Here is a 17,771-nt window from a genome sequence, read left to right on the forward strand (position 1 = left end):
AGGCTGCCAGGGATTCCATCTCGAAAGGCATGCGGCGGCAGCATGACCTCCACGGGAGGTGTGGTGATCATGCGCCTCATGAATATGTTAAGTAAATCGCCACCAGCGGCGGCTTTCCCTGTAGGAGCGGCCTTGTGCCGCGAAAGGGCCGCAAAGCGGCCCCGGCGATCTTTGCAACAACGCTGAAATCCCGGGGCTGCTGCGCAGCCCTTTCGCGGCACGAGGCCGCCCCTACAGGGATGGCGAATGGCTTGGACTTTTACTTGAAATCCCACTGCATCTGCGTGGCGATGCTCACGCCGCTGGACGACCTGACGCACACGTCCAGGTAGTCGGTGAAGCGTGGCGGCACGGCGATGCCTTCTTCCAGCAGCCGACTGTTGTCGAACAGGTAGTTGAGGTCGGCGAAGCCGCTGTACAGGCGCAGTGCGCGCAGCACAAGGCGCGGGTTGGCGGGGCCGATGCGGGTTTCGAAGCGGCTGGCCAGCGACTTCAGATCGTCGACATCGACCTTGCGGTAGCGCTCGCCCACCGGTTGCGCGCCATTGGCCAGGGCGAAGGCTTCGTCGATCTCGGCGAAGGTGCAGGCCGAGTGATGGCCGGCGGAGATGTGGTACAGGTCATGGCCCAGGCGCGGCTTGAGCGTCAGGCCGATCAGCGCCTCGGCGCAATAGTCCACCGGGATCACGTCGATCTGCTCGTCCAGGCCGCAGGTGAAGCTTTCCAGGGCGAAGCCCATGCGGAACACCCAGAAGATGCTGCCCGACGCCTGGCAACCCAGGCTGCGGTGACCGACCACGATGGACGGCCGCGCCACTACCAGGGGCAGGGCGGGCAGCTCCTCACGCAGGCGTCGCTCAATCTCCGCTTTCGAGGCGGTGTAGTCCACCAGTTGCTGGGCCGCCTCGGGGAATTCCCAGGACTCGCTGATCGGCGACTCCCGCTGCGTGCCGCAGCACATGGCGGTGCCCACGTGCAGGAAGCGCTTCAGGCGCGCGGAGCGGCTCAGCACCTGGGCGAAGGCGAAGGTGCCCTCGACGTTCACCGGCCAGATGTTGGGGTTCTTCGAGAACGACGCCACGGCGGCGCAGTTGATCACCCGGTCGATCTGCATCAGCCGCGGGGTCTCGCGGGCCAGCCAGGCGGTGTCGAGGAAGTCGCCGCAGATGATCTGCGCCTCGCTCAGCGCCAGGCCCTGACGGTCATCGACGCCATGCTGGCGCAGGTTGTCGCGCAGGCGCTGCAGGCCCTGGGCCGGGTTGTCGGCGCGGACCAGGAAGCACAGAGCACCGGCATGGCCTTCGGCGATCATCCGGGCGGCGACGGCGCCCCCGAGAAAACCTGTGGCGCCGGTCAGCAGGATACGTTCCTGCGCTGGGTTTGAAGTGTCAGGCGCATCAGTGGCTGGGATGTTCATAGTTTCCTCGGTAGATGAGTTGTCCGTACCACAGGCCATGGAGGGGATGTAACCGTTTAGCGTACGGGTCGGCTGCCACCTGTCGCACGGGCGTGTGCATGTCCCCTTTTAATTAAAAGGCGTAGGCAGTGTTAAGGGGGCAAGAAATGCTCGGAACAGGATGAGCACTCCATGGCCAGGCCAGTGGCAGCAAAGGCTGGCAATGGATTGTCGGTCCCTTGAAACATGAATTCAATTAACTGTTTCAAGCGTTGTAATGTTTTTGGTGAAAGAATTTTAATGGGTGATACATAACTGTGAATATGTGTGTTCAATAGGTAAATATATTCAAACTTGGCTATTGGCAGCGCTCACGAAGAGGCAATAAAGGGCGCTTCCCAGATTCCGCCATCCCCGATGACGAAAACCCGTTGCCCGACAGCGGCGTGCACGGTGAAGCCGCCAGTGAAACTGCCGAATGCAGGCATAAGGGTCAGGTGCTCGTCTACCCTGAAGCAGGGCAGGCGCAGCTGTTGGCGGCCTCGCCCACGCAAGCGATAGGCAGGATGTACATGGCCCGCCAGCACGTGACGGCCTGGAAACGGGGTCGGCTCGTGCTGCAGGGCAAACGGACCGAGCAGCAAGGGTTCGGGAACGACCTCGATGCCCAGCTCCGCGGGTGGATCGCCGGCATGCCGGTCATGGTTGCCACGCACCAGCAGGAGCGGCAATGCAGGATGGCGGCCGCGCCACTCGACCAACGCCGCCAGCGTACCTGGTGTCCTGCCTGCGGCGCTGTGCAGGAAGTCACCGAGCAACACCAGCCGTTGACAGGCGAAGTTGCGCAGCAGGGTGTCGAGACGCTGCAGGTTTTCAGCGGTGGTGCCGCTGGGCACCGGTTGGCCCAGCGCCCGGTAACCGGCGGCCTTGCCCAGATGAAGGTCGGCGACCAGCAAGATGCGTTGGCCAGGCCACCACACTGCCTTGTCTGCGAGCAGCCAAAGTTCGGTGCCGGCCACCTGTACGACCTGGTGAACAGGGTGGGTCATGACTCTTTGTTCCGTGCATGGCGTGTCGGTCGAGGCCGGCCATCCTTGCGTCGCCTTTGGGCACCGGGCCGAGGCTGTTCGCACTCCACCCGTGGCGGCGCCAGGGTCGTGCTCGTGCAGACAGCGCCTCCGGCGGCCTCTTCCAGCTCGGCAACCATGCGCCGGATACGGTCTGCCAGCTTTTCCGAACTGAGGCCTTCGCGAAAGCGCTCCACCAGCAGCGGGAACGCGAACGGTGTCGCACGCATCAGCGGCCTCACCAACAGGCGCAATCCGCGCAGGCGCTGCAACGTCTGATCGAGGCGCTTTACGTCAAGCTCCTGGCTCAGCACTTCCTGGCGCGCCTGGGTGAGCAACAGGTTGTCCGGATCGTGCTGCCTGAACACATCGAAATACAACCCGCTCGAGGCCTGCAATTGGCGGGCGCTTTTGGGCGCACCGGGATAACCGGTGAACACCAGCCCGGCGACCCGGGCAATCTCGCGAAAGCGTCGCCGCGCCAGCTCGCCGGCATTAAGGCTGGCAAGCACCTCGTGCAGCAGGTCGTCGCTGGCGAACAAGGCCGGGGTCAGGGCGTCGGCGTAATCAATGGCGCTGGCACAGAGCAGCTCCAGGCCATAGTCGTTGACCGCGATCGAGAAACTCAGGGGCACATTTCGCGCCAGCCGCCAGGCCAGCAGGCTGGCGAGCCCCAGATGGACCGAGCGTCCGGCGAAGGGGTAGAGGAACAGGTGCCAGCCCTCGCGGGACTTCAGGGTTTCCGCCAGCAATGTGTCCTTGCCGGGTAACGCCGACCAGGCTTGCTGCACCTCGAGCAGCGGACGCAGCAGCTGCATTTCAGGGCCGTCGTACACGCCCTGGTCCGCTGCATCCAGCTTGGCCAGCATGGCATCGGCCAGCTCGCCGGAAAGCGGCATGCGACCGCCGTTCCAGCGGGGAATGGCGGCCTTGCGGCTGGTTGAGCGGCGCACGTAGACCGTCATTTCGCGCACCTCCACCAGTTCCAGGGGGCGACCGGCGAACAGGAACGTGTCTGCGGGACGCAGGCGGGCAATGAAGCCTTCCTCGATGGTGCCCAGCGAACCGCTACCGCCCCGACCCCAGAACTTCACCGTGAGACTGGCGTCGCTGACGATGGTACCGACGCTCATGCGGTGACGGCGCGCCAGCCGCGCGTCGCTTACCCGCCAGACGCCGCTGGAGTCCGGCTCGGCGCGACGAAAGTCAGGGTAGGCGGTGAGCGAATGGCCGCCGTGGCGAATGAAGGCCAGCGCCCACTGCCACTGGGCGTCGGTCAATGCCCGGTACGACCAGGCTTCGCGCACCTCGGCGAGCAGCTCTTCGGCACGAAAACCATCGCCAAGCGCCATGCTCACCAGGTGCTGGACCAGCACGTCCAACGGATGCTCAGGCGCCTGGCGCGCCTCGACCTTGCCTTCGGCCACGGCGGTGCGGGCGGCAGCGGCCTCCAGCAACTCCAGGGCATGGGTCGGTACCAGGGTCGCCCGAGAGGGTCGCCCCGGTGCGTGACCGGATCGCCCGGCGCGCTGCATCAGGCGCGCTACACCCTTGGCCGAACCGATCTGCAGCACCCGTTCGACCGGCAGGAAATCCACCCCAAGGTCCAGGCTGGAGGTACAGACCACCGCTTTCAGCTGGCCGAGCTTGAGCGCCTGCTCGACCCAGTCGCGTACCTCGCGCGACAGCGAGCCATGGTGTAGCGCCAGTAACCCGGCCCAGTCGGGGCGGGCTTCGAGCAGGGCCTGGTACCAGCTTTCCGCCTGCGAGCGCGTGTTGGTGAATACGAGTGTGGTGGCGCTGTTTTCCAGCTCGGCGACGACCTGTCCGAGCATGCGCAGGCCCAGGTGGCCGGCCCAGGGAAAGCGCTCGAACACAGCAGGCAGCAGTGTGTCGATGCGCAGGTCCTTGGCGGTGCGACCTTGAACCAGCCGGCCGGCGGGCATCAGCACCTGGCGGGCGTGCTGCAGGTTGCCGAGCGTGGCGGACAAGCCCCAGACCAGCAGGTCAGGCTGCCAGCGGCGTAGACGGGCGAGGGCCAACTGCAGTTGCACGCCGCGCTTGTTGCCCAGCAGCTCATGCCATTCATCCACCACCACCATGCGCAGGCTGGCAAAGGTCTCGCGGGCGCTGGCCTGGGTCAGCAGCAGGGTCAGGCTTTCCGGCGTGGTGACCAGGGCGCTGGGCAGCCGCCGCCCCTGACGCGCACGTTCGGCGCTACCGGTATCGCCGGTACGCAAGCCGACGCGCCAGTCTATCCCGAGCGCATCAAGGGGTGACTGCAGGGCTTTTGCCGTATCGGCAGCCAGTGCGCGCATAGGGGTGATCCACAGTACGGTCAGCGGGGCCATGGCCGGTTTCCTGGAACCACGCGTTGGCAGCGGCGCTGGCTGGACGAAGCGATCCAGTGCGGCGAACCATACCGCATAGGTCTTGCCGGCACCGGTGGCGGCATGCAGCAGCCCCGACTCGCCCTGACCGACGGCCCGCCAGACTTCCTTCTGGAACGCGAAGGGTTTCCAGCCTCGCTCGGCGAACCAGGTCGACGAAGGCCGCCGCCGCTTCGCGGTCATCATCAGAGCAGCCCCTGCAGCGTGGCCAGGGTGTCGGCCTGCTCGATGGTCTTGTCGGTGCGCCAGCGCAGCATGCGCGGGAAGCGCACCGCAATGCCGCTCTTGTGGCGCCTGGACAGGGAGATGCCTTCGAAGCCCAGTTCGAACACCAGGGTCGGCGTGACACTGCGCACCGGCCCGAACTTCTCCACCGTGGTCTTGCGAATGATCGCATCGACCTTGCGCATCTCATCGTCGGTGAGGCCGGAATAGGCCTTGGCGAACGGCACCAGTACCCGCTCGCCGGGAGCGCTGTCGTCCCACACCGCGAAGGTGTAGTCGCTGTACAGGCTGGCGCGGCGACCATGGCCCCGCTGGGCGTAGATCAGCACCGCATCGACGCTGAACGGGTCGATCTTCCATTTCCACCACATGCCGAGGTCGCGGGTGCGCCCGACGCCGTACAGCGAATCGCGGCGCTTGAGCATCATGCCTTCGACGCCGAGCTGGCGAGAGGACTCGCGCTGGCGCGCCAGCGCCAGCCAGTCTTCACCGCCCAGCCGGGGCGACAGACGCAAATGCGTGTCACCGACTTCGTCGACGAGTTGCTCCAGCTGTGCCCGACGTTGATCCTGGCTGCGGTTGCGCCAATCCTGGCCCTGCCATTCCAGCAGGTCATAGGCCAACAGGGCTGCCGGCAACTCCTCCAGGAGCTTCCTGCCGAGCGTCTTGCGGCCGATGCGTTGCTGCAGCAAGGCGAACGGCTGCACGCCGAACCCGTCGCCGGCGGCGTCCTTGCAGATCACCAGTTCGCCATCGAGCACCGTGCCGTCGGGCAGCGCGGCGGCCAGGGTGGCAAGCTCAGGAAAACGCTCGGTGATCAGCTCCTCGCCGCGCGACCAGAGCCAGCCATGCCCATCGCGCTTGACCAGTTGGGCGCGGATGCCATCCCATTTCCATTCCACCAGCCAGTCCTGGGCGGGTCCGAGCAAGGCGTCGAACCGCTCCACCGGCTCCTGCAACGGGTGAGCCAGGAAGAACGGGTAGGGCTGGCCGCCACGCTGGGCGTGCTCTTGGTGGGACTCCGGGGCAATCAGGGTCAGGTAGCGCTGCGGCGTCGGCCGGTGCGACAGGTCGGTATAGCCCACCATACGCTGCGCCACGCGCTTGGCGTCGACCCCGGCCAGGCTGGCCAGCGCCCGGGTCACCAGCAGTTTCGAGACGCCGACGCGAAAGGCGCCGGTCAACAGCTTCAGGCTGACCATCAGGCTCTGGCGGTCGAGCAGCGCCCACAGCTGCTGCAGGCGTTCGCCGAGCGTTTCGGGGGGAAGTCCGCGCAGCGGCAGCAACTGCTCCAGCCACCATTGCAGGCTGTGGTCCGAAGCCTGGGTGGATTCGGGTAACAGCAGCGAGATCGTTTCGGCAAGGTCGCCCACGGCTTGGTAGCTTTCTTCGAACAGCCACTCGGGCAACTGGCAGCGTTGAATGGCCAGCGCGCGCAGCAGGCGGGTCGGCACCACTTGCCGTGGGCGTCCGCCGGCCAGGAAATAAACCGCCCAGGCAGCGTCGGCTGGGGGGGCGCTGGCAAAATATTGTTGCAGCGCGGCGAGCTTGGCATTGCTCGAAGTCGTGGCGTCGAGTCGGGCGTAGAGGTCGGCGAAGGCTTTCATGACGCGGGTGCCTCCAGGGTGTCGTCTTCCTCGCCGTACTCGGTCTGGAAGGCACGGGCATCCAATCCCCGTTCACCGAGGTAACGGACCAGCACGTTGACCTGGCCGTGGGTGACCATCACCCGCTCGGCTGCGCTCTGCTCGATGGCCCAGAGCAGGCCGGGCCAGTCGGCATGGTCGGAGAGCACGAAGCCGCGGTCCACGCCGCGCCGCCGTCGGGCGCCGCGCAGCAGCATCCAGCCACTGGCGAAGCCATCGCTGTAATCGCCGAACCGTCGTAGCCAGGTGCTGCCGGCGGCCGACGGCGGGGCGAGCACCAATGCCTGGCGCAGCAGCGGATCACCGCGAGCGGTCGCGGTGGCGGACAGGGTACCGGGCAGGTGTATGCCGGCATCACGGTAGACGCGGTTAAGCGGTTCGACGGCGCCGTGCACCAGCAGCGGGCCGATGCTGGCGTCGATGCCATGCAGAATTCGCTGGGCCTTGCCGAAGGCATAGGCGAACAGCACGCTGGCGCGTCCGGCGGCGGCATTGGCGCGCCACCAGGCATCGATGTCGGCGAACAGGCGGGCCTGGGCCTGCCAGCGGTAGATCGGCAGGCCGAAGGTCGATTCGCTGATGAAGGTGTGGCAGCGCACCGGCTCGAAGGGCTCGCAGGTGCCGTCCGCCTCGATCTTGTAGTCGCCCGAGGCGACCCACACTTCGCCGTGGTATTCCAGGCGGACCTGGGCCGAGCCGAGCACATGGCCGGCCGGGTGCAGGCTCAGGGTGACGCCGTGATGCTCCAGGCGGGCGCCGTAAGGCAGGGTCTGCAGGTCGATGTCCTCGCCCAACCGGGCGCGCAGTATGCCCGCGCCGGGCGCCGCCGTCAGGTAGTGGCGGTTGCCCCGGTGGGCATGGTCGCCGTGGGCATGGGTGATGACCGCCCGGTCCACCGGGCGCCACGGGTCGATGTAGAAATCACCGGGAGGGCAGTACAGGCCCTCGGGGCGGGCGACGATCAGCTCCATGGCGCACCTTGGCCTCGGGATTAAAAGCTCAGAGCGTCGGGAGGCGAGACAGGTTCATTCGGGCCAGACGTCCGGCGTCAGGATCGACGTCGGACGTTGGCCTGCCGGCTAGGCGCGGAAGAACGCCAGCAGGTCCTGGTTGATGACTTGCGCGTGGGTGGTCGGCATGCCGTGGGGGTAGCCCTTGTAGGTCTTCAGGATGCCCTGGGGCAGCAGCTTGGCCGACAGCGGTCCCGAGTTCTCGTAGGGCACGATCTGGTCGTCGTCGCCATGCATCACCAGCACCGGGACGGTCACTTTCTTCAGCGACGCGGTGAAGTCGGTCTGGGAGAACGCGACGATGCCGTCGTAGTGCGCCTGGGCGCCGCCCATCATGCCCTGGCGCCACCAGTTGAGGATCACCCCCTGGTCCGCCTTGGCCCCGGGGCGGTTGTAACCATAGAACGGCCCCGCCGGGATATCGTGGTAGAACTGCGCCCGGTTGGCTTTCAGCTGGGCCTGCAGATCATCGAACACCGACTTGGGCAGCCCGCCGGGGTTGCCGTCGGTCTTGACCATCAGCGGCGGAACCGCGGCGATGATCGCGGCCTTGGGCACCTTGTCTTCGGGGTGGCGGGCCATGTAGTGGATCACTTCGCCGCCGCCGGTGGAGTGGCCGACATGAAACGCTCCCTCGACGCCAAGGTGCTTGACCACGGCGGCCACATCGTCGGCGTAGTGGTCCATGTCGTGGCCATCCCAGACCTGGCTCGAACGACCGTGGCCACGGCGGTCATGGGCGACCACGCGATAACCTTCGGCGACGAAGAACAGCAGCTGGGCATCCCAGTCGTCGGCGCTCAGCGGCCAGCCGTGGTGGAAGAAGATCACCTGGGCGTTACGGGGGCCCCAGTCCTTGTAGAAGATTTCGACACCGTCTTTGCTTGTGACGTATCCCATTTCGCTTCTCCTGTCTCTAGGGTGTGGAGCGCTCAGGCCGGTGACGGTTCACCTGGCCACCGGACAACTCTAGGATTAAAGTGCGCTTGAAGGTCAATGCAATTACAAAGGTGCCGGATGAGAATAGGAGAGTTGGCCAAACTTACCGGGCTGGCTGCGTCGCGCATTCGCTTCTACGAGGCCAGCGGGCTGATCAGCTCGGTCGAACGCAAGGCCAATGGTTATCGTGACTACGACGCCGACGCGGTGTGGGTGCTGGAAATGATCACCAACGCACAGGCTGCCGGGTTCTCGTTGGAGGAGATCCGCCAGTTGCTGCCGGCCAAGGCCAAGGGCTGGCAGCATGACGAACTGCTCGGCGGGCTCAAGCGCAAGGTCGAGGAAATCGAGCGGCTGCAGGAGCGTCTGGCGCGCAACAAGGCGCAGTTGCTGCTGGTGATCGAAGGGATCGAGAGCAAGCCCGAGGGCATGCCTTGCGCGGACAACTCGCAGCGGGTGCTGGGGCGGTTGCGCGAGGAGCTTGCCCAGGACAAGGCGCGGCGAGCTACTGACATGTAGGAGCGGGCTTGCCCCGCGAACACCGGCCTCGGCCGGTGCCATGCCACTGCATATTCATGGCCGGCCTCATCGCGGGGCAAGCCCGCTCCTACAGGAATCGAGCACCGTCAGTTCCGTCTCAGTCGCCCGAGGCCAGCGCCGCCAGCGGTCTGGGCGCATACAACGCGCTCTGGAACTCAGGCACATACTCGTACTTGACCATCCGCCCCAGCTGCAGATCGCGGATATAGCGCGACAGCTCGCCATCCCCCAGCACCAGCTGCGCCGAATCCCCGCTCATGCTCGAGGCATGCAGGGTCTGGCGCGAGGTGGCGTAGCCGTAGGCCAGTTGTCCCTTGTGGTCGAGGTTGGTGAAACTGTTGGTCACCAGGCCCGGTTCAGCGGACAGCCCCTCGAGTTTCTTCGCCCTGAAGATCACATCCACCTTGCCACTGCGCGCATCGCCGATGTCGTAGGTCACCGCCCGCGCATCCTCGCGGCGGTCGATCGAGGTCAGCCACTTGGGCAGGTTGTAGCCCACCACGCCGCGCACCCGCGCCAGCTCGGTATTGACCGGCAGCTTGAGCACATAACCCCAGAAATCCTTGGACATCGACTGCCCGACCACGGAGAAGGGCCCGAGATTAGCCTTGCCGGGTTTGCTGGTGATGATCGACAGGGCGATCTCGTTGTAGCTGTCGTTGTCGCAGTAGTCGTAGGTGTAGGCGGTAAACGCCACCAGCCCGCGCCCCGGCCACACCTGCAACGGTTGCACCTGTTCCAGCACTTCGGCGGGCATCAGGGCGCGCAGGCGGTCCAGGTCGGCGGTATAGACGGCGGTGACGCGGCTGTTCCTGTAGTAGAAGTTCGGCGAGTAGGAGGTGAAACCCATGTCGACCCGGGTCTTCTCCAGGCCCTTGAACCAGCTCAGGTCGATACCCGGCGCCTCTGCCTCGATCACGGCCAGCGGCGGGTTGGAACGGTAACGGTCGTACAGCCCGCCCTTGAGCACCGGCACCGAGAGCCCCGCGATGTCGATCTGCGTGGTTTCGGCGTATTCAGGGAGGCCATTGGCGGCGTGGGTGACGGGCATCAGCAGGGCGCCGGCCAAGGCGGTTGCGCTTGCGAGTTTCACGGTGCGGTATCTCCAGGAGTGGGTAAGGGCAGTCACTGCGCAATCACCCTAACGTTCAAGCCAACTTGAGAGTCAATGATCAAATTTTCGACAGTCCAGGGCTTGACCTTAAAGTTGACTTCAAGGCTAACGTCTGCGCAACGCCACTTTCTCGAGGTATTGCCGATGGACGTGTTCTCCTCCCTGACCCTGCCCAATGGCGCGGTCGTCCCCAACCGCATCGCCAAGGCCGCCATGGAAGAAAACATGGCCGATGCCGACCATGCGCCTTCGGACCGGCTGATGCGCCTGTACCAGGCCTGGGCGCAGGGCGGCGTCGGTCTGCTCATCAGCGGCAACGTCATGGTCGACCAGCGCGCCATGACCGGCCCCGGCGGCGTGGTGCTGGAGGATGACCGGCACCTGGAGCGTTTTCGCCAGTGGGCCGCCATCGGTCGCTCGAAGGGGGCGCAGTTCTGGTTGCAGATCAACCACCCCGGACGGCAGATGCCGGCGAGCCTCGGGCAGCAGACCTGGGCGCCCTCGGCCGTGGCGCTGGACCTGGGCAACATGTCCAGGCATTTCTCCACCCCGCGGGCGATGCCTGCCGAGGTGATCGACGAGGTGATCCGGCGCTTCGCCAACTCCGCGCGGCTTGCCGAGCAGGCCGGCTTCAGCGGCGTGCAGATCCACGCAGCCCATGGCTACCTACTCAGCCAGTTCCTTTCGCCGCTGAGCAACCAGCGCACCGACCAGTGGGGCGGCTCCCTGGACAACCGCGCGCGGCTGCTGCTGGAGATCGTCAAGGCGGTGCGCGCGGTGGTGTCGCCCGGTTTCGCCGTGGCGGTCAAGCTCAACTCGGCGGACTTCCAGCGTGGCGGCTTCAGTGCCGACGATGCCCGGCAAGTGGTGCGGCTGCTCAATGAGCTGGCAGTCGATCTTGTGGAGCTGTCCGGTGGCAGCTATGAGGCGCCGGCGATGCAGGGCCAGGCCCGGGATGGCCGCACGCTTGCGCGTGAAGCGTACTTCCTGGAATTTGCCCGGGACATCCGCACGGTGGCGAAGATGCCGGTGATGGTCACCGGCGGTATCCGCCGTCGACCGGTCGCCGAGCAGGTGGTGCAGAGCGGCGTCGAGATGGTCGGCATCGGCACCGCCCTGGCCATCGCGCCGGCCTTGCCCCGTGCGTGGCGGGCGGGGGAGACGGTGGTGCCGGAACTGCGCCCGATCACCTGGAAGAACAAGGCGTTGGCTTCGCTGGGCAACATGGCCATGGTCAAGTTCCAGCTGCGCAGGCTGAGCGAGGCCAAGGCGCCCGAGCCCAGGGTATCTCCATTGTGGGCGCTGCTGCGCCAGCAATGGACCGACGCCGTGCGCGCCAGGCAGTACCGGCGGCGCATGGCGCAGGCCTGACACCCCAGGGCGCCAAGGAGATGCGATAATGGCCGCGCTATCACAAGAGGCGCACCATGCTGACCATCTCCAACAACGTGCATCTGCCGGATGCCGAGATCGAACTGACCTACATCCGTGCCCAGGGCGCCGGCGGGCAGAACGTCAACAAGGTCTCCAGCGCCGTGCACCTGCGCTTCGACATCCCGGCCTCGTCGCTGCCCGCGTTCTACAAGGAGCGGCTGCTGGCGCTGCGCGACAGCCGCATTACCGGTGACGGCGTGTTGATCATCAAGGCCCAGCAGTACCGTACCCAGGAACAGAACCGCATCGATGCGCTGGAGCGTCTGGCCGAGCTGATCATCGGCGCCGGCAAGGTCGAGAAGAAGCGCCGGCCGACCAAGCCGACCCTCGGTTCAAAGACCCGCCGCCTCGATTCGAAGTCCAGGCGTGGGACGATCAAGGCAGGGCGCGGCAAGGTGGATTTCTAGTGGACTTGGCCAGGCCACCTTTGCCTGCCTATAGCATTCATGAATAAAAAACAGGATTGAAATTCCCAATTGCACTGATCAGCAGGATCAATTTAGTGATCGGTCACGGGCTCCTTACCCTTTTCGAGGCGCATCAAGACGCCTGAAAAGAACCTTTAGGAGTACCCCATGGTCCCTTTGCTCAAGCTGTTCCAACCCGGTCGCCTGCTGGTGGCGGGCAGCCTCGCCGCCAGTCTGCTGTCGCTGTCCGTGCAGGCCGCCACCCTGACCCGTGACAACGGCGCGCCGGTCGGCGACAACCAGAACTCGCAGACCGCCGGCCCCAACGGCTCGGTGCTGCTGCAGGACGTGCAACTGCTGCAGAAGCTGCAGCGTTTCGACCGTGAACGCATCCCCGAGCGCGTGGTGCACGCCCGCGGCACCGGCGCCCATGGCCAGTTCACCGCCAGCGCCGACATCAGCGACCTGAGCATGGCCAAGGTGTTCCGCCCCGGCGAGAAGACCCCGGTGTTCGTGCGCTTTTCCTCGGTGGTGCACGGCAACCACTCGCCGGAAACCCTGCGTGACCCACGCGGCTTCGCCACCAAGTTCTACACCGCCGACGGCAACTGGGACTTGGTCGGCAACAACTTCCCGACCTTCTTCATCCGCGACGCCATCAAGTTCCCGGACATGGTCCACGCCTTCAAGCCGGACCCGCGCAGCAACCTCGATGACGATTCGCGCCGCTTCGATTTCTTCTCCCATGTACCGGAAGCCACCCGCACCCTGACCCTGCTGTACTCCAACGAAGGCACGCCGGCCAGCTACCGCGAGATGGACGGCAACAGCGTGCACGCCTACAAGCTGGTCAACGCCAAGGGCCAGGTGCACTACGTCAAGTTCCACTGGAAGAGCCTGCAGGGGCAGAAGAACCTCGACCCGAAACAGGTCGCCCAAGTCCAGGGCCGCGACTATAGCCACATGACCCACGACCTGGTCAGCGCGATCAACCAGGGCAAGCTGCCGAAGTGGGACCTGTACATCCAGGTGCTCAAGCCCGAGGAGCTGGCCAGGTTCGACTTCGACCCGCTGGACGCGACCAAGATCTGGCCCGACGTGCCGGAGCGCAAGATCGGCCAGATGGTGCTCGACCGCAACGTCGACAACTTCTTCCAGGAAACCGAGCAGGTGGCCATGGCGCCGTCGAACCTGGTACCGGGCATCGAGCCGTCCGAGGACCGCCTGCTCCAGGGGCGCCTGTTCGCCTATGCCGATACCCAGATGTACCGGGTCGGCGCCAATGGCCTGAGCCTGCCGGTGAACCGCCCGCGGGCCGAGGTCAACACCGTCAACCAGGATGGCGCGATGAACGCCGGGCACACCGACAGCGGCGTGAACTACCAGCCGAGCCGCCGCCAACCGCGTGACGAGCAGGCCGACGCGCGTTACGTGCAGACCTCGCTGAGCGGTAGCACCCAGCAGGCGAAGATCCAGCGCGAGCAGAACTTCAAACAGGCGGGCGAGCTGTTCCGTTCCTACGGCAAGAAGGATCAGACCGACCTGATCAACAGCCTCGGCCAGGCCCTGGCGACGGCGGACGAGCAGAGCCGCTACATCATGCTGTCGTTCTTCTACAAGGCGGATGCGGACTACGGCACCGGCCTGGCCAAGGTGGCCAAGGCCGACCTCGAGCGGGTCCGTGAGTTGGCGGCGAAGCTCAAGGACTGAGCGGCGCGGATCCGTAGAAGCGGGTTTATCCGCGATCACCCACGAAGCTGGGCGCGTCAAGGGTAAATCCGATTCTCGGAATCGACGTCTTCGTCGCGGTGGTCGAGATGGGCAGCTTCAGCGCGGCCGCCGAGCGCCTGAGTCTCAGTGGCTCGGCGGTAAGCAAGGGGGTGGCGCGCCTGGGGGCACGATTGCTCAACCGCACTACCCGCAGGCTGTCGCTGACCGAGGCGGGCGCGCTGTTCTACAAGACCTGCACCAGCGTGCTGGCCGATCTGGAAGAGGCCGAACAGGCCATCTTCGCCGAAAGCGACACCCCCCACGGCAAGGTACGCATCGATCTGCCGGCCGCCTTTGGCCGACTGCATGTACTGCCGCTGATCGTGGCGTTCACCCGGGCGCATCCGCGGTTGCAACCGCATGTGTCGTTTTCCGACCGCTACATCGACCCGGTGCAGGAGGGCGTGGACATCCTGGTGCGCATCGGCGGCGCGCAAGCCTGGCCTGCGGCCTTGGGGCACCGGTATTTCGGTGCCCAGCGCCTGGCGTTCTGCGCCTCGCCCGACTATCTGGCGCGACACGGCACGCCACAGGACGAGCAGGCCCTGGAGCGCCACTTGTGCATCGGCTATGGCGAGGCCACAGGTCTGGTCACGCCGTGGTACCTGGGCGGTGGGTTGCCGGGCGAGATCAGGCAGCGGATCGTCCAGCCACACCTGGCCATCGGCGATGGCGAAGGCATACTCGACGCGGTCCTGGCGGGCCTGGGCATCGGCCAGTTGCCGACCTGGCTGACCCGAACGCATATCGAGCGCGGCACGCTGGTCGAGGTGTTGCCGCAGCTCACCTCGCAGGGATTGCCGATGAACCTGGTCTGGCTGAAAAGGCGGGAGGGATTGCCCAAGGTGCGGGCGTTGCTCGATTACCTGTTGCCCCGGTTGAGTGCCGAAGGCTGCTCAGGGGAAGCGGAGTAAATTCATGGGGATCTACCCAGCTGTCTGGCGCACCTACTTTCTGCTGAACTTGTCACCTGGCACATGCAGATACGACATCACGCTTTCGGTGAGTTCGGTGGCCAGTTTCACCGCCTCCTTGTTGCGCGCCATGACCCCGGCCACCAGGCCTTCGATCAATGCCAGCACGGCGATGTTGGAGCTGGTCAGCACCGGATGATCAGCAGGGGCATACAACACGTGACGGGCCAGCGGCGCCAGCGGCGAGGCCGGGGAGTCGGTGATGGCCAGCACGGTCGCCTTGCGCTCATGGGCGAAGCGTGACAGTTGCAGGGTGTCCTGGGAGTAGCGTGGCAGGGCGATGGCCAGCAGCACATCCTGCTCGGTGATCGCGGCCAGGCGGTAGGCGGCGTTCTCGTTGCCGCCTTCCATGCTGATGGCGCAGGTGTCCTTGCAGAACGGCACCAGGGTCGAGGCGGCCAGGCCCGCCAGGTAGACGCTGTTGCCGAACCCCAGCACATAGACCTTGCGCGCCTCGAGCAGGCAGCCGACGAACGCCTCGAAGGCGTCGGCCTGGTTGTTGCTGGCGGTGGTCGCCAGGTTGCTGCTGGCGCTCTGGATCTGCTCATGCAGGCCGAACTCGCCACCTGGGCGCTGGGCCAGTTCGTTGCGCAGCTTGTCCACCGGCGAGACCATCTGTTGCAGGGTCGCCACCAGCTCGGCCTTCATGCCGCTGTAGCCGCCAAGGTCCAGGGCCTTGGCCAGGCGGTTGACCGCGGCCGGTGAGGTGGCGGTGGCCTGGGCCATCTCCTCGATGGTCAGGGTCGCGGCCTTCAGCGGATGGCGCAGGATGTAGTCGGCGACCTTGCGCAGGGACGGCGGCAGTTCGCCCAGGCTCTGCGACAGCTTGCGCATGACCGCGGAGGCGTAGACGGTGGTGTTCTTGGTATGGCTCGACATCCGGCGCGACGCTCCCTGAAAGTTGCCGGTAGTGTATCCCAAGGCGCCCGGCGGCGGAGCCGCGGAGCGCCCCTGCGCTTACTTCAGGCTTCCGGCGAGGAACTGGCACAGGCGTTCGGACTGCGGCCGGGCCAGCAGTTCGCGTGGGTCGCCGCGCTCCTCGACCTGGCCCTGGTGGAGGAACAGCAGCTGGTTGGACACCTCGCGGGCGAAGCCCATCTCGTGGGTGACCACGACCATGGTGCGGCCCTCCTGGGCCAGGTCCTGCATGACCTTGAGCACCTCGCCGACCAGCTCCGGGTCGAGCGCCGAGGTCGGCTCGTCGAACAGCATCACCTCGGGCTCCATGGCCAGGGCCCGGGCAATCGCCACCCGTTGCTGTTCGCCACCGGACATGTGCGCCGGATAGGCGTCGCGGCGATGGCCGACGCCGACCTTGGCCAGGTAGTGCTCGGCCTTGTCCCGGGCCTCCTTGCGGTTCATGCCGAGCACGTGCACCGGGGCTTCCATGACGTTGTCCAGGGCGCTCATGTGCGACCACAGGTTGAAGTGCTGGAAGACCATGCTCAACCGCGCGCGCAGGCGCTGCAGCTGGCGCGGGTCCGCCGCGCGCAGCCCGCCGCGGGCGCACTCGCGCAGCTTGAGCTGTTCGCCGTTGACCAGGATCTGCCCGGCATTGGGTTGCTCGAGCAGGTTGATGCAGCGCAGGAAGGTGCTCTTGCCCGAGCCGCTGGAGCCGATGATGCTGATCACATCACCGGCGTCGGCCTGCAGCGAAACGCCCTTGAGCACCTGGTGGTTGCCGTAGCTTTTGTGCAGGTCGTGGATTTGCAGTTTGTTCATCAGTCGGTACTCGCAGGGGTCAGTCGCTGAGCAAGCGACCTTGGCGGATGGAGGTGCTGCCGGCGACCTTGGCCAGCCACAGGCCGGGCTGGGCGAAGCGCAGGCGTTCACGGGCGTAGAGGATGCCGTCGGTGGTGGCCCTGACCACGCTGTGGCGGTCGCTGAGCGGATCGAGCACTTCGAACAGCGGATCACCGACCCGCACCTGCGCGCCCAGCGGCTGCAGGTAGCTGACCACGCCCGGGTGTTCGGCGTAGGCATACTGCGCGCCGGCGAAGGGCGTGGGTTGGCAGCAGTGTTCCGGCGCGGCCGGCCACGGGCCGCTGATCAGGCCCTGGTCGGCGAGGTAGCCGAGGATCTGCTCGGCGCTGGCCTGGCACTGTTCGCGCTCGGTGTCGGCCATGCCGCGCAACTCGATGGTGGTCGCCACGCAGGCCAGGGGAATCTCGGCCTCGGGGAAGTACTCGCGCAGGTGCAGCCAAGGCGCCGCGCAGGCTTCATCGAAGGCATCGCCGCCGGCGCCCTCGGCCAGCAGCGCCGCTTGCGCACCGAGGCGGGCGGCCAGCGGGCGCAGCTGGGTCCAGTGCTGCGGCATGGCGTACAGCAGCATCACCGATTCGAAATCGCAGTGCAGGTCCAGCACCAGGTCGGCGTCGCAGGCGTGGCGCAGCAGCAGGCGGCGCAGGCCGTCGAGCTCCGAGCCGGGCGCGGGCAGTTCGTCAAGGAGTTCGAGCATGGCCCGGCGGATGGTCGTCACGTTGGCCTGGCCATCGCTGCCCAGGCGGCCTTCCAGGTGAGCGGCCAGCGCTTCGGTCAGCGCCGGGAAATCGCGATTGAAGTTCTTGCCACTGTTGAACTCGAAGCGGCCCTGGTGGGTGGCCTGGAACATCTGGCCGATGCCGATCGGGTTGGCCAGCGGCACCAGTTCGATCACTGCTGTCAGCCGACCTTGCGCCTCGAGTTCGAGCAGGCGGCGCTTGAGCTCGATGGCCACGCGCATCCCCGGCAGCTCGTCGGCGTGCAGAGAGGCCTGGATGTAGGCCTTGCGCGGGCCGCTGCCAAAGCGCAGCACGCGCAGGGAGCGCTGGGTCCCGCAGGCGCTCCAGGGCAGGATATGGTCGATGTGCTGCATGGAAG

The 17,771-nt window shown here is 66.1% G+C and carries 15 protein-coding genes; 5 read left to right on the forward strand and 10 right to left on the reverse strand.

Annotation, left to right across the window (positions count from 1 at the left end):
* Nucleotides 1-259: 259 nt before the first annotated feature.
* The 6 genes from cprA to VUG52_RS13500 all read right to left on the reverse strand — a co-directional run bounded on the left by cprA (nt 260) and on the right by VUG52_RS13500 (nt 8,634).
* Nucleotides 260-1,417 carry a cationic peptide resistance protein CprA gene (gene cprA, locus VUG52_RS13475; protein WP_050705512.1) on the reverse strand — a complete coding sequence of 386 codons (1,158 nt, stop codon included), beginning with the start codon at nt 1,415-1,417 and terminating at the stop codon, nt 260-262.
* Between the two features lie 350 nt (nt 1,418-1,767).
* Nucleotides 1,768-2,445, reverse strand: a complete 678-nt coding sequence (gene pdeM / locus VUG52_RS13480; protein ID WP_050705513.1) for a ligase-associated DNA damage response endonuclease PdeM — start codon at nt 2,443-2,445, stop codon at nt 1,768-1,770.
* Complete coding sequence (locus VUG52_RS13485) at nt 2,442-5,036, reverse strand: ligase-associated DNA damage response DEXH box helicase (RefSeq protein ID WP_050705573.1); 2,595 nt, start codon at nt 5,034-5,036, stop codon at nt 2,442-2,444. The genes pdeM and VUG52_RS13485 overlap by 4 nt, the downstream gene beginning before the upstream one ends.
* 2 nt (nt 5,037-5,038) lie before the next feature.
* Nucleotides 5,039-6,685 (reverse strand): ATP-dependent DNA ligase, encoded by a 1,647-nt coding sequence (locus tag VUG52_RS13490; RefSeq protein ID WP_050705514.1) that lies wholly within the window; start codon nt 6,683-6,685, stop codon nt 5,039-5,041.
* The gene (locus tag VUG52_RS13495; protein ID WP_050705515.1) at nt 6,682-7,695 is read right to left on the reverse strand and encodes a ligase-associated DNA damage response exonuclease; all 1,014 of its coding nucleotides are present in this window, start codon (nt 7,693-7,695) and stop codon (nt 6,682-6,684) included. The genes VUG52_RS13490 and VUG52_RS13495 overlap by 4 nt, the downstream gene beginning before the upstream one ends.
* Nucleotides 7,696-7,803: 108 nt before the next feature.
* Nucleotides 7,804-8,634, reverse strand: coding sequence for an alpha/beta fold hydrolase (locus tag VUG52_RS13500; protein ID WP_050705516.1), 831 nt, complete (start codon nt 8,632-8,634; stop codon nt 7,804-7,806).
* Nucleotides 8,635-8,751: 117 nt separating this feature from the next.
* On the opposite strand from VUG52_RS13500, the gene VUG52_RS13505 reads away from it, so the two are divergent.
* Nucleotides 8,752-9,192 carry a MerR family transcriptional regulator gene (locus VUG52_RS13505; RefSeq protein WP_050705517.1) on the forward strand — a complete coding sequence of 147 codons (441 nt, stop codon included), beginning with the start codon at nt 8,752-8,754 and terminating at the stop codon, nt 9,190-9,192.
* A 118-nt stretch (nt 9,193-9,310) separates the two neighbouring features.
* On the opposite strand, the gene VUG52_RS13510 is transcribed toward VUG52_RS13505, so the two are convergent.
* The gene (locus VUG52_RS13510) at nt 9,311-10,264 is read right to left on the reverse strand and encodes an acetoacetate decarboxylase (ADC) (protein WP_082337729.1); all 954 of its coding nucleotides are present in this window, start codon (nt 10,262-10,264) and stop codon (nt 9,311-9,313) included.
* 207 nt (nt 10,265-10,471) lie between these two features.
* On the opposite strand from VUG52_RS13510, the gene VUG52_RS13515 reads away from it, so the two are divergent.
* The 4 genes from VUG52_RS13515 (at nt 10,472) to VUG52_RS13530 (ending at nt 14,852) form a co-directional block, all read left to right on the forward strand.
* Nucleotides 10,472-11,698 (forward strand): NADH:flavin oxidoreductase/NADH oxidase family protein, encoded by a 1,227-nt coding sequence (locus VUG52_RS13515; protein WP_050705519.1) that lies wholly within the window; start codon nt 10,472-10,474, stop codon nt 11,696-11,698.
* A gap of 56 nt (nt 11,699-11,754) precedes the next feature.
* The gene (gene arfB, locus VUG52_RS13520; protein WP_050705520.1) at nt 11,755-12,168 is read left to right on the forward strand and encodes an alternative ribosome rescue aminoacyl-tRNA hydrolase ArfB; all 414 of its coding nucleotides are present in this window, start codon (nt 11,755-11,757) and stop codon (nt 12,166-12,168) included.
* A 168-nt stretch (nt 12,169-12,336) separates the two neighbouring features.
* Nucleotides 12,337-13,878 carry a catalase KatB gene (gene katB, locus VUG52_RS13525; protein WP_050705521.1) on the forward strand — a complete coding sequence of 514 codons (1,542 nt, stop codon included), beginning with the start codon at nt 12,337-12,339 and terminating at the stop codon, nt 13,876-13,878.
* A gap of 71 nt (nt 13,879-13,949) precedes the next feature.
* Nucleotides 13,950-14,852: a LysR family transcriptional regulator gene (locus tag VUG52_RS13530; protein ID WP_256205987.1), complete on the forward strand. Its 903-nt coding sequence runs from the start codon at nt 13,950-13,952 to the stop codon at nt 14,850-14,852.
* Nucleotides 14,853-14,885: 33 nt separating this feature from the next.
* Here VUG52_RS13530 and VUG52_RS13535 read toward each other — a convergent pair whose 3' ends face one another.
* The 3 genes from VUG52_RS13535 to VUG52_RS13545 all read right to left on the reverse strand — a co-directional run bounded on the left by VUG52_RS13535 (nt 14,886) and on the right by VUG52_RS13545 (nt 17,766).
* The gene (locus VUG52_RS13535) at nt 14,886-15,791 is read right to left on the reverse strand and encodes a MurR/RpiR family transcriptional regulator (protein ID WP_050705523.1); all 906 of its coding nucleotides are present in this window, start codon (nt 15,789-15,791) and stop codon (nt 14,886-14,888) included.
* Between the two features lie 78 nt (nt 15,792-15,869).
* Nucleotides 15,870-16,634: an ABC transporter ATP-binding protein gene (locus VUG52_RS13540; RefSeq protein ID WP_050705524.1), complete on the reverse strand. Its 765-nt coding sequence runs from the start codon at nt 16,632-16,634 to the stop codon at nt 15,870-15,872.
* Between the two features lie 19 nt (nt 16,635-16,653).
* Entirely contained in the window at nt 16,654-17,766 is a 1,113-nt protein-coding gene (locus VUG52_RS13545) for a succinylglutamate desuccinylase/aspartoacylase family protein (RefSeq protein WP_050705525.1), read from the reverse strand.
* Between the last annotated feature and the right edge of the window lie 5 nt (nt 17,767-17,771).

It is taken from the genome of Pseudomonas sp. LH21, assembly GCF_036549575.1.
GTDB classification, from domain to species: domain Bacteria; phylum Pseudomonadota; class Gammaproteobacteria; order Pseudomonadales; family Pseudomonadaceae; genus Aquipseudomonas; species Aquipseudomonas peradeniyensis.

Bases quoted from the DNA above. Each gene is read 5' to 3' on its own strand.
- cprA (WP_050705512.1), bottom strand. From the start codon at position 1,417: ATGAACATCCCAGCCACTGATGCGCCTGACACTTCAAACCCAGCGCAG.
- pdeM (WP_050705513.1), bottom strand. From the start codon at position 2,445: ATGACCCACCCTGTTCACCAGGTCGTACAGGTGGCCGGCACCGAACTT.
- VUG52_RS13485 (WP_050705573.1), bottom strand. From the start codon at position 5,036: ATGACCGCGAAGCGGCGGCGGCCTTCGTCGACCTGGTTCGCCGAGCGA.
- VUG52_RS13490 (WP_050705514.1), bottom strand. From the start codon at position 6,685: ATGAAAGCCTTCGCCGACCTCTACGCCCGACTCGACGCCACGACTTCG.
- VUG52_RS13495 (WP_050705515.1), bottom strand. From the start codon at position 7,695: ATGGAGCTGATCGTCGCCCGCCCCGAGGGCCTGTACTGCCCTCCCGGT.
- VUG52_RS13500 (WP_050705516.1), bottom strand. From the start codon at position 8,634: ATGGGATACGTCACAAGCAAAGACGGTGTCGAAATCTTCTACAAGGAC.
- VUG52_RS13505 (WP_050705517.1), top strand. From the start codon at position 8,752: ATGAGAATAGGAGAGTTGGCCAAACTTACCGGGCTGGCTGCGTCGCGC.
- VUG52_RS13510 (WP_082337729.1), bottom strand. From the start codon at position 10,264: ATGCCCGTCACCCACGCCGCCAATGGCCTCCCTGAATACGCCGAAACC.
- VUG52_RS13515 (WP_050705519.1), top strand. From the start codon at position 10,472: ATGGACGTGTTCTCCTCCCTGACCCTGCCCAATGGCGCGGTCGTCCCC.
- arfB (WP_050705520.1), top strand. From the start codon at position 11,755: ATGCTGACCATCTCCAACAACGTGCATCTGCCGGATGCCGAGATCGAA.
- katB (WP_050705521.1), top strand. From the start codon at position 12,337: ATGGTCCCTTTGCTCAAGCTGTTCCAACCCGGTCGCCTGCTGGTGGCG.
- VUG52_RS13535 (WP_050705523.1), bottom strand. From the start codon at position 15,791: ATGTCGAGCCATACCAAGAACACCACCGTCTACGCCTCCGCGGTCATG.
- VUG52_RS13540 (WP_050705524.1), bottom strand. From the start codon at position 16,634: ATGAACAAACTGCAAATCCACGACCTGCACAAAAGCTACGGCAACCAC.
- VUG52_RS13545 (WP_050705525.1), bottom strand. From the start codon at position 17,766: ATGCAGCACATCGACCATATCCTGCCCTGGAGCGCCTGCGGGACCCAG.